The sequence below is a fragment of the Methanobacterium sp. genome, from assembly GCA_030017655.1.
Taxonomy (GTDB): domain Archaea; phylum Methanobacteriota; class Methanobacteria; order Methanobacteriales; family Methanobacteriaceae; genus Methanobacterium_D.
The window spans coordinates 1-9,120 of the sequence record JASEIM010000040.1; the positions used below are offsets into that span (position 1 = coordinate 1).

Below are 9,120 nucleotides of genomic sequence, written 5' to 3' on the forward strand. Positions count from 1 at the left end.
TATCGAACAAATAAATATTTAATATGATATTTATTAATTTTTCTAAAAAAATCAAATTTTTTTAATTTTTTTTGTACTTCATTCATACCATTTCCTCTTTAAATTAAGATATTTGCTCTGGCCGATGGCAATATTTACTAATAATAAACATACTAACTGTAAAATCATACAGATGTGGTTTTTAATATGATTACTGATATTCATTCAAATGGAGATGGAAAGGTAAAATGGGTTTCAACAGACTGGTTAGAATACAATCTGGATGAAGAATTCATGATACTTGATGTGCAGCCAGATATACATCATTATATTAAAGAACTTCCCGGAGCTTACTATTTTAATGAATGGTTTTTAAGGCAGATAGTAAGTAACGTGCCGGGTTCATATATTCCCCTTGAAGCAATTCAGGCAATATTTAAAAAACAGGGAATTAAAAGGAATATGTCAACAGTTGTATATACAGGCAAAGGAGTTTATTCAAATAGCGGAGATGGCTGGGGGCAGACCATGGCTGCCTATTCGCTTTTAAGGTTCGGCCATAATGACCTCTATCTTTTAGACGGAAGCATAGATAAGTGGAAAAAAGAAGGAAAAGATCTAACTAAGATCTTTCCCACCATAAAAGAATCAAAATTCGAAGTAATGCTTCGTGAAGATTATTATGTGACCTATGAAGAGTTCAAAGCTGTTAAAGACTATGAGGATGTCGTGGTGGTTGATGCCCGGCCGTTTAAGTACTATGCAGGGCCAAGTATGTGGATTAAGCCCGGCCATTCCCGGAGCAAAGAGATTGCAGGCAGCTACGCTTATGCATCCAGATAATCTGCAACTAATAAAGCCAGAGGACGAAATAAAATCAATGGTTGAATAAAGATGCGCAACCCCTGATAAAACAATCATATGTTACTGTAGAACCGGTAGAGAAGCAACTAACCCATTTCTGGTTTTTAAATGGTTTTTGGGTTATGGAAACGTGGGAATATATGAGGGTTCCATTACAGAGTGGACGCAGAGGGATGATAATCCTACGGTTACTGGGCCAGAGCCTTATTGAAAATAGATTTGATTAGAATAATCCACTATCTTTTAATTTTCCCTCCATCCACATGGCTCTCTTATCTACCTTTTCTTTAATTAACAGAGTTAGAAAAAATGCCGCAATAGGGAACAATGCCAGTATAATTATATTATACCAGTAATTATACCATATAACTCCTGCAACTACCTCACGCAGCGCTCCAACAGCATAAGTCAGTGGTAAATAAGGATGTATAGACTGGAAGAATGATGGGAGAATTTCAACCGGGAAAATTCCTCCGGTTGCAGTTATCTGCAAGACCAGTATTACAATTGCAATAGCCTTTCCAGCATTTCCAAATGCAGATGTAAGCGAATAAACCACTATCATGGCGCATAAGCCAATATATAACGTGGTTAATGTAAATAGCAGCGCAGAAGACATCTGCACGTGCAAGAGAATTGATCCCACTGCAACCAGTAATGCCTGTAATATGCTAATAATTAAAAATAGGCCCATTCTGCCGATATAAACACTTTCAGCCGTATACTTTTTTGTACCTTTTTTTATCCTCATTGTAATCATTGCAATTGCTATAATACAGCCTATCCATAAAGAAATAGGTATATAAAATGGGGCAAGTGCAGAACCATAAGTATCTACTTGATATATGCGTGTTTTTTCTAGTTCTACAGGACTTTCAAAGTAATTTTGCACATCATCCTGGTTCATATCTGAAAATGATATTAATTCGTCAATATCTCCCTCATTTATTGAATTAAGTTTTAAAGCAGCTATTTGAATTGCACTTCGAATTGTAGGCCATTTAGAGTTTACCAAGCTTAATTTCTTGGAAGCTTCAGTAATTTTTTGGTTAATATTTTCTTTATTATTTGCTAAGAGGTTAACTGAATTATCCATCTGATCAATTGAACTTTTTAGAGTTGCTAATTTACCTTGTGGATTATCACCATCTTTTATAGCTTCTTCTACCTCTTTTAATATTCCCTGTACTTTAGTAACTTTTGCAATATTTCCTTCAATCTGTGCAATTACTGGCTTTAAATTCTGATCTCCAGTAGCATTGTATAAAGCAGTTAGAGACGCATCAGCAGTTTTTAAAGATAAGAACATGTTATTAACTGTTATTTCCATATTTTGAACTGTTGATAACGCCTCCTGTGGATTAGTCTTTATTTGAGTGTACAATGAATCATATGATTTTCTAATACTATTAGATTCTTTTTGAGCTTCTGGGAGTTCTGCACTGATTTTTGGCCATATACTATTTACAGTAGCCATATCTAAATTTAATTCAGTTATAGTTGCATCTATACTTCCTAAATTACTATTTAATTCGTTTACAAATGATTTTGTTTTAAGAAGGTCTGCTTTGTTATTCGCGATTAATTGACCTAAATTACTGAGTTTGCCGAAAATAATTCCATCAATGGTTTTAACTACCTCATTGTTAATCTTTGTCTGAACTGCATCTGCTCCAGCACCTGTAAGTCTTGGAGCAACTGGATTCAGTTTATCATTAACAATATATTCTATTTTGGCCTGATGAGGAGTCGATGTTTCAATGGACAATAATTGTTCGCTGAAATTACCTGGAATTAGCAAAGCTGCATAATAATCTCCATTTTTAACTCCATTTAATGCAGTTTTCTTATCAACAAATTGCCAGTTAAAATTTGTATTGTTTTTAAGTTCATCAACTAAAGTATTTCCAACAGTATATTCTGTTCCATTATAATTATAGCCTGAATCTTCATTAACCACTGCAACTTTAATATTATCAGTTTGGGCATATGGGTCCCATGTTGCTTCAATATTGAGCAACGCATAAAGTGAGGGTATTAGAATAATTACTAAAAGAACTATTAAAACTGCAGGATTACTTATTATGGCTTTAATATCGCTTTTAAATATTTCTCTTGCGCCTTTTATCATTTAATCCTTCCTTATAAGTTAATTTGAATTTTTATAATTTTGAATATGGTAGTTATGTACATGACTACCGATTAGGAAGATATATAGTATCAACCAAATATATAAATTTAACTACCAGTAGTTACTTTAAAAACTACCGGGTTAAAAAAGTATAAAAAATACGTAAAAATGCTTTTATTTAAAAATAAAGTTAAAAAATTATTTTTTATATTATTCTAGCTGAATTTCAGGAGTATGTTCCCATACTGCACCAAATAATAGATTTATAAGGTTTATAAGGTATGGATTTTTAGATGTAATGCCCGATTTTGTCTTTCCGGGGTAAGGAGGTACATACATAAATTCTTCATCATCAATTAGTATAAATATAAATTTAGAATACTGTTCAGGAGGTAAAGGAAGATTAATCAAGTATTTAGAAAGATCACCGAAATTAGAAACATCTATTCCATATCCATCATGTACTGTTAAATTATTTAATCCATATCGTTTAGCAATACTCGTATCTTTTCCAAAAGTCAATAATTCTATTTCTAAATCCTTATAGGTTGCAAAAGAGAGAAAATCAAGGTAATCATCAGTAAGAATAAGTTTCATAGAGCTATGAGCTTTACCTATTAACTCTTCCATGCTATTTTCCACGTTATTTTCACCAAAAAGAGTCCATATAATTTCATCACTTTCCATTTCCATATTACTCTTTTCAAGCTGCTCCAGTTCAAGAAGTGCATTTTTCTCTGCATTTTTATGGACCTCTGCAAGATTTTTAAGGGCTATTTTAGGAGGAATAGCCTTATAAATCGCAGGCTTTGAACTAACCCTCATGACCAGACCCTTATCCATTAAACCTTTTAAACTCATGTATACGCTGGGTTTAGGCACATTAAGATATTCATAAACCCTTTTAACCTCTGCTCGCTCAAATAAAACTAATGCAGAGTACACCTTAGCTTCATACTCAGTAAGCCCCATTGTCTTAAGGGATTCTATAAGGTCAGTTGATATTTCATTCATGTCAAAAAATCCTTAGTAGTTTTATTTAAAACTAATATGTAGAACCAAGAAGATATAAATTTAGCTCTTGAAATTCTACAAATTTTTAAATGAATATTTGCTTAAATTTCTGAATAATAAATATTAAATAAGTATTTAAAATTATGGAGAAATTTAAATGATCAAACTACTAATCGCCGGAATAACCCTCGGCCTCTACGCCGGCTTCTCACCAGGCCCTCTTCTCGTCCTTGTAATCTCACAAACACTAAAACACGGCTACAGAGAAGGAGTAAAAGTAGCATTCGCCCCCATAATCACCGATCTACCAACCATATTAATAACTGTACTGTTTTTATCATTAATCTCAAGTTACACTTCAATTTTAGGAGTTATTTCCATTACAGGCGGAGTATATCTTGGCTATCTGGCTTATGAAAGCTTTAAAACAAGAGGTTTAACTGAAAACGTTGCCGTTGAAAACCCCAATTCCCTTATAAAGGGCGTAACCGCCAATTTACTGAACCCGTCCCCTTATTTATTCTGGATCACTATCGGAGGCCCTATCATAATTAATACTTATAATAAAAGTGTTTTATCTCCAATTTTGTTTATAATTAGTTTTTATGCTCTTTTAGTGAGTTCAAAAATAGTTCTGGCTTATGCCGCCGGGAAATCAAGAGATTTCATAAAGGGCATGACTTATATTTGGATAATGCGAGTTCTTGGGGTTGTTCTTGTGATATTTGCATTTTATTTCCTAAATCAGGGTATTCAACTCTTACTGGGATAAAATATTGAATTATAATAATTAAAAATAAGTCAAAAAAGTTTTAGATGTGAATATTGAAGGTTAAGGCAATTCTAATCGCCTCCTCCTCCGTCATCACCTCCATCGAATCCATCCCCATCAAATAAATCCCATAATCCGCCTTCAGAGCCTCCATCGAATCCTTCATCAGAAAATCCGTCAAATCCAGAGTCGCCGGCATCTATTGAATCAAATACATCGAATATATCAAAATCTGAAAATATGTCACCAATGTTATCGATGTCGACATTTTCTGAGCCAGATATAAATGCAGAATACCATAAACATTCAAAAAAATCGTCCAGATCAGGAATTTTTTTATGTGATTTTTTATGTGAAAACAATGCCCCAATCCTTTTATGATTATTCTTAAACCAGTTAAAGTTGCGTTTATCTGTTAAAAATATATTTGAACCGCCGATTAACAGATACGTTTTTGCTTTTTCCGGATCTGTTTCTATCCAGTTTTCCAGATTTTTCCCATAACTTTTTAATTGTTTAATTATTTTCTGCGATTCTAATCCTTTATCGCTTAATGTACATTTTTTTCGTAAAAAACTCTTTTTTATGGTAAAAAACCCGTCTGAATACAATGGTTTGAGCAGTCTTTTATTCACATAATCATACCGAACTGCATTACGATAAACTCGCCCTTGAAGCGTTTGAAATCTCTTTTTATCCGTTATAGGAGGTAAATATTTTTTGAATACTTCTTCATGAGGTTTAAGAGGCATGTTGAAGTTTTTTCCCTCTTCCAGGTAAATTTTCTTAACTTTTTTGTTACCTTCCTCAATTTCCTGAACCTCTAATTTAAAAACATCTTTAAAAATAAGGTCCATTAAAGTCACTTTCAATAGTTCTTTTAGTGAATTCTTGCGCCCATATTTTTTATGATCCAAAATCATGAGTGATTCTGCAGGAGTTAAATCCAGTGAAACTTTTTTAGCTGGATTATTTCCAGAAATATTTGCCTTTAAATCAGGTATTTTTTTATCCTGAACTTTTGAACCTAATTTCCATGATTTAGGCGTTTCTAAACGGGACCCGCAATTTTCGCAAAAATTTGCAATCTCAACATTCTCTTTACCGCATTCTGGACAAAAATTGGAGAGATGTTTTAATCTTTCTCCGCATACTTCACAGAAATTTGAATTTTCTTTATTACCTGTTCCACATTGAGGACATCTGATCAATTCCTTCACACCCCGATTTTGGATTAAATCCTATATTTTTTCCTCAAATTTCTCTATAAACTATCAATATTTATTAGTTTTGTTTCTCTGGAAATTATCATAATCACTATATCATGATTGTGGGTGTTGGTATAACTGAAATTTAAAACAAATCTTTAAATATGATTTCACATATAGTTATTTCGATACTTATCGAATCGTGAAATTCAGGTGCATTCAATGGATACAAAAAAAATGGCAAAAGTTTTCAAAGCGCTTTCAAATCCCAATAGGTTAGAACTATACCTGCAAATTGTTAAAGCACATGAAACCTGTTATGAGGCAAACTGCGGATGTTTTATCAGTGATATCGCTAAATCCTTAAATATTGGAGCCCCCACCATCTCTCATCACCTTAAAGAACTGGCAAATGCTGAATTAATCTTTACTGAAAGAAAAGGCAAATTCGTCGTTGCAAGAGTTAATGAAGAAATGGTTAATGAAGTTAATGAACTTTTAAAGCTGCATCAAAGTGAATAATATTTTTTAAATATACAATTCGAAAGTTGTCAAATTAATAAATCCCTCAAACGCGCAGCGTTTGGGGCGCCGAAAATCTCTCAAAAATTCTACGAATTTTTGGAGCACGAAAAACTTTTTTTTTCGTAAGCATTGATTTTCGAGCGTATGAATGAAGAGGAAGTAAAATGAAAACTGCGATAATTTACAAGTCCGTACACCGCGGTAACACTAAAAAAATTGCTGAAGCTATTGCAAAGCCCCTTAATGCTGATCTATTTGATTTAAAAGACTTTAGCAAGGACATTATTAAAAAATATGATTTAATTGGATTCGGTTCTGGAATATATTACTACCGACCTCATAAAAAGCTAAGAAAGTTTGTTGAAGAGTTAGATAATGTGGAAGACAAAAAAGCCTTTGTATTTTCAACCAGTGGCGATGGAAGATCCATGGGATGGTTAGAAAAGAAATTATCAAGTAAAGGTTTCAATGTCTTAGATGAATTTTATTGTAAAGGCTTTGATACATTTGGACCTTATAAGCTTGTGGGAGGGATGAATAAAGGAAAACCAGATGAAAAGGACCTTAAAAATGCAATGAAATTTGCAGATAATTTGAAAATATAGTAAAAATGGTGGAAAAATGGAAAAAAATAAACTATACGAAACAATATTTAAGCGAAAATCCATCAGGAATTACGATCTTACACCACTTGATCAAAACACGTTAACAGAGATTAAGAATCATTTAAACGCCTTAGAATCTCTTTATAAGGATATTAAAACTGAATTTAAGATCATAGGAACAGATGATGTAAAAAGAAGGATAATGAAAAAATCACCACATTACATTGCTGTATTTTCTGAAAATAAAGAAGGATATTTGACTAATGCTGGATTTATGCTGCAACAAATGGATCTATATCTTTCTGCAAAGGGAATAGGTACATGCTGGCAGGGAATTCCTCAACCCAAAAAGGAAGTTTTGGAAAGTTCGGATCTTGAATTTGTCATTTTAATAGCTTTTGGAAAGGCTAATGAGCCATTGCATCGAAAAGGTATCGCAGAATTTAAGAGAAAATCTTTAAAAGAGATAAGCAATGTTCATGGTGCTGATGAGCTGATGGAAGCTGTTCGTCTCGCTCCATCTGCAAGTAATAACCAGCCCTGGTTTTTTACGGGTGATGAAAACATAATTCATGTTTATGCAATTAAGCCCGGTTTTATAAGGGGACTTCTAGCCAAAAGATACATTCCAATTGATGTTGGTATTGCATTTTACCATCTGAAGCTTGCTGCAGAAAATTACGGCAGAAAAACTGAAATTATGTTTGATAAAACCGCGCCAGATTATTCCAGCAAAGGATACGAGTATATTACAAGTTTAAGGCTTAAATGAAAAATTGAATATTAATTTGATTTTTTCAATTTATTTAATAAGGATTTAAGCCCTTATTATATAACAATTTAACTTTTTATATCATTAGAACGTAATAATTAGTTTATTAAGCATATATATCTTTAAACACCTTCTAAAAATCCAGACAGAATTTAAGAGAACTAAATCATTTATTAGCATTGAAAATATTAAAAAATTGATATGATATGCTAGAATCCCTAATCCAATAATATTAAATAATTTTGGAATAAATATATTATTATCTATTTTTTAACTTTCAGGGAGAATTATATGGATTTGAAGGATGTTAGTGGCTTCAGAGCGAACATTAGGGCATCTTCAGAAATTCTAAGTATTTTTATAATTATAATTGGCATTATGATTCTCCTTGGGTGGGCATTCGATATTCCAATCCTTAAAAGCCCCAGCCCTGCCTTTTCCACAATTAAGTCCAATGTTGCATTATGTTTTATATTAATAGGGGTTTCTTTATGGTTACAGCAAACAAAAAGGGTTAATAACCGTAAAAGGTCTATTGCACAGATATTGGCATTTATGGTGTTATTAATTGGATTACTTACCATTATACAGGATCTGTTTAACCTTAATTTCGGTATAGATCAAATTTTATTCAAAGAAGCTCCAGGAGCACTTAATACATATTCACCAAACAGAATGGCCTTTATTGCAGCGATTGAATTAATAATAACCAGTACTGCACTTTTAATTTTGGATAAAAAAATCCGAGAATATGTTCCTGCACAGTATTTAATGCTCTTACAGGGCTTATTGGCTTTAATGATCCTTTTAGGTTATTTATATGGCGTTTCAGAATTTTACAGGGTGTATTATTATACTGGAACTGCAATTTATGCAGGGATAGGTTTTTTGCTGATATTTTTTGCTGTTCTTGCTGCACATCCAGATAAGGGATTTATGAAAGTATTTATAAGTGCAGAATATGGAAGCATTTTTGGACGAAGAATTATGCTTGCATTGATAATTATTCTTATAGTTTTTGGATGGTTGCGGATTATAGGAGAAAATATGGGTTATTATGATACTGCTTTTGGAACTAGATTGTACACCCTTTCAATACTGATTATTTTAATTATCTTAGTCTGGAACAGCATGATATCTCTTAATAAAGCAGATAGAGAACGTCGAACAGCAAATCAAGAGCTGAGGAAAAATTTAGATGAACTAAAACGTTCCAATAAAGAATTGGAGAGTTTTGCTTATATTACCAG

Annotated in this window: 10 protein-coding genes; 7 read left to right on the top strand and 3 right to left on the bottom strand. The window is 32.7% G+C overall.

Annotation, left to right across the window (positions count from 1 at the left end; translation table 11 throughout):
* Positions 1 to 186 precede the first annotated feature (186 nt).
* A complete protein-coding gene (locus QMD61_11090; protein ID MDI6725180.1) occupies positions 187 to 822 on the top strand; it encodes a rhodanese-like domain-containing protein in 636 nt (211 codons plus the stop codon).
* 118 nt (positions 823 to 940) lie between these two features.
* Positions 941 to 1,054 (top strand): hypothetical protein, encoded by a 114-nt coding sequence (locus tag QMD61_11095; protein MDI6725181.1) that lies wholly within the window; start codon positions 941 to 943, stop codon positions 1,052 to 1,054.
* A gap of 12 nt (positions 1,055 to 1,066) precedes the next feature.
* On the opposite strand, the gene QMD61_11100 is transcribed toward QMD61_11095, so the two are convergent.
* A complete protein-coding gene (locus tag QMD61_11100) occupies positions 1,067 to 2,974 on the bottom strand; it encodes a YhgE/Pip domain-containing protein (protein ID MDI6725182.1) in 1,908 nt (635 codons plus the stop codon).
* Positions 2,975 to 3,184: 210 nt separating this feature from the next.
* Positions 3,185 to 3,988 carry a helix-turn-helix domain-containing protein gene (locus QMD61_11105; GenBank protein MDI6725183.1) on the bottom strand — a complete coding sequence of 268 codons (804 nt, stop codon included), beginning with the start codon at positions 3,986 to 3,988 and terminating at the stop codon, positions 3,185 to 3,187.
* Between the two features lie 157 nt (positions 3,989 to 4,145).
* Here QMD61_11105 and QMD61_11110 point away from each other — a divergent pair, with 157 nt between their 5' ends.
* Entirely contained in the window at positions 4,146 to 4,760 is a 615-nt protein-coding gene (locus QMD61_11110; protein ID MDI6725184.1) for a LysE family translocator, read from the top strand.
* Between the two features lie 71 nt (positions 4,761 to 4,831).
* Here the strand turns inward: QMD61_11110 and QMD61_11115 are convergent, their stop codons facing one another.
* Complete coding sequence (locus tag QMD61_11115; protein ID MDI6725185.1) at positions 4,832 to 5,971, bottom strand: zinc-ribbon domain-containing protein; 1,140 nt, start codon at positions 5,969 to 5,971, stop codon at positions 4,832 to 4,834.
* Between the two features lie 219 nt (positions 5,972 to 6,190).
* On the opposite strand from QMD61_11115, the gene QMD61_11120 reads away from it, so the two are divergent.
* The 4 genes from QMD61_11120 to QMD61_11135 all read left to right on the top strand — a co-directional run.
* Complete coding sequence (locus tag QMD61_11120; protein ID MDI6725186.1) at positions 6,191 to 6,490, top strand: metalloregulator ArsR/SmtB family transcription factor; 300 nt, start codon at positions 6,191 to 6,193, stop codon at positions 6,488 to 6,490.
* A 167-nt stretch (positions 6,491 to 6,657) separates the two neighbouring features.
* Positions 6,658 to 7,098 (top strand): flavodoxin family protein, encoded by a 441-nt coding sequence (locus QMD61_11125; GenBank protein MDI6725187.1) that lies wholly within the window; start codon positions 6,658 to 6,660, stop codon positions 7,096 to 7,098.
* Positions 7,099 to 7,114: 16 nt separating this feature from the next.
* Positions 7,115 to 7,870, top strand: a complete 756-nt coding sequence (locus QMD61_11130; GenBank protein ID MDI6725188.1) for a nitroreductase family protein — start codon at positions 7,115 to 7,117, stop codon at positions 7,868 to 7,870.
* Between the two features lie 291 nt (positions 7,871 to 8,161).
* A partial coding sequence (locus QMD61_11135) for a hypothetical protein (GenBank protein MDI6725189.1) occupies positions 8,162 to 9,120 on the top strand: 959 nt, incomplete at its 3' end.

Excerpts from the sequence above, each read along its gene's own strand:
- QMD61_11090 (MDI6725180.1), top strand. The coding sequence starts at position 187 with ATGATTACTGATATTCATTCAAATGGAGATGGAAAGGTAAAATGGGTT.
- QMD61_11100 (MDI6725182.1), bottom strand. The coding sequence starts at position 2,974 with ATGATAAAAGGCGCAAGAGAAATATTTAAAAGCGATATTAAAGCCATA.
- QMD61_11105 (MDI6725183.1), bottom strand. The coding sequence starts at position 3,988 with ATGAATGAAATATCAACTGACCTTATAGAATCCCTTAAGACAATGGGG.
- QMD61_11110 (MDI6725184.1), top strand. The coding sequence starts at position 4,146 with ATGATCAAACTACTAATCGCCGGAATAACCCTCGGCCTCTACGCCGGC.
- QMD61_11120 (MDI6725186.1), top strand. The coding sequence starts at position 6,191 with ATGGATACAAAAAAAATGGCAAAAGTTTTCAAAGCGCTTTCAAATCCC.
- QMD61_11125 (MDI6725187.1), top strand. The coding sequence starts at position 6,658 with ATGAAAACTGCGATAATTTACAAGTCCGTACACCGCGGTAACACTAAA.
- QMD61_11130 (MDI6725188.1), top strand. The coding sequence starts at position 7,115 with ATGGAAAAAAATAAACTATACGAAACAATATTTAAGCGAAAATCCATC.